Origin of the sequence: Rhizobium phaseoli (genome assembly GCF_010668805.1) — a bacterium.
GTDB classification, from domain to species: domain Bacteria; phylum Pseudomonadota; class Alphaproteobacteria; order Rhizobiales; family Rhizobiaceae; genus Rhizobium; species Rhizobium phaseoli_A.
This window is the reverse complement of the sequence record NZ_WUFT01000053.1, coordinates 1-1,317: the sequence shown is the minus strand read 5'-3', so window position 1 is coordinate 1,317 and position 1,317 is coordinate 1. Positions and strand designations below refer to the sequence as shown.

The window sequence follows — 1,317 nt, the reverse complement described above, 5'->3', positions numbered from 1 at the left end:
TGGAGTTGCCCCATAAAAACCGGACAGGATCAGATTTCTGTTTGACGGTTTAAGAACTCGCGGGGAGATCGATATCCCAAAGCTTTGTGCGGGTGAAGCGTGTTGTAATGCTCGAACCACAATGGCAGTTGGGCGATGACGGTTTTGGCGTCCGGGATGGAATTGACCGAGACGTAATCGCGCTTGAACGTCTTTACAAAGGCTTCGGCCATTCCGTTTGACTGTGGGCTGCGGACCGGCGTCGTGCGAGGCTCCATGCCGATATCCAGCAGCAGCGATTTTGTGTCTGACGCAATGAAGCATGATCCATTGTCAGTCAGCCATTCGATGGGGTTAGGAAGGATATTGATGCGGCCGAAGCGGTTTTCGACGGCCGTGATGACAAGGTCCTGAACATCTTCGCTTTTGATGCCTTCAGTAGTGGCGACATGGGCAATTGCCTCGCGATCACAGCAGTCGAGCGCAAAGGCAACGCGGACCTTTTCTTTGTTATCGCAGCCGATTTCGAAACCGTCCGAGCACCAACGCAAATTCGATTGAGCGACAGCGACACGACCATCGTGGCGACGGCTATCAATGGCTCCAGTATGGCGTTCGAGAAGCAGGCCATGCACCTTCATCACCCGATAAACGCGTTTAACGTTCGGCCATGAGCGGCTTTCCCTACGGGCTTTACGGCGTAGAAGCGCATGAACCCGGCGGTATCCATAGGTTGGCATCTCGGAGATGATCGCTTTGATTTCATCGACGAGATCATCATCCGCGAACGGCGGCCGACCACGGGCTTTGGAAGGACGCTGTCTCACCCGCTCCGCCATGTTTGACCGGGCAACACCAAAAGTCTCGCACACGGCCGTCATCGGGAACTTCCCTTCGGCAATGACAGCGAGCGCAACAGGTGTTTTTTTGGGCCGGTGGCGATCTCAAGCGCCTCTTTGAGAATCTCGCCTTCCATCGTCTTCTTGCCGAGCAGACGCTGTAGTTCTTTGACCTGGTTTTGAAGGGCACGATATTCGGATGCTGGAACGACATCTTCCTCGGCAGCAGTTGCCGTCAGAGCTCCTTGGGTGGCAAGCTTACGCCAAGTGAATAACTGGTTCGGCTGGATACCGTAACGCCGAGCAACGATGCTCACAGTTGCGTCCGGCTCATATGTTTCCTGAATAATGGCGAGCTTCTCTGCCGTCGACCAGCGACGGCGGCGCTCAGGGCCGGACAGGACTTCTATCTTAGGACTGTGACTGGTCATAATGGGCACATTACCTCGCACACTTGTTAAGTGGGAGATCGTGTCCGGAGATTTACGGGGCTATTACA

General features: G+C 54.7%; 1 protein-coding gene. It reads right to left on the bottom strand.

Translation table 11 applies throughout. The annotated features are described in order from the left end of the window. Positions 1–29 precede the first annotated feature (29 nt). Positions 30–1,249, bottom strand: a protein-coding gene (locus GR197_RS31320; protein WP_130732249.1) for an IS3-like element IS1312 family transposase whose coding sequence is annotated in 2 segments (ribosomal slippage) — positions 30–907 and positions 907–1,249 — 1,221 coding nt in all. Because the reading frame shifts where the segments join, the coding sequence is not laid out codon by codon here. Positions 1,250–1,317 lie beyond the last annotated feature (68 nt).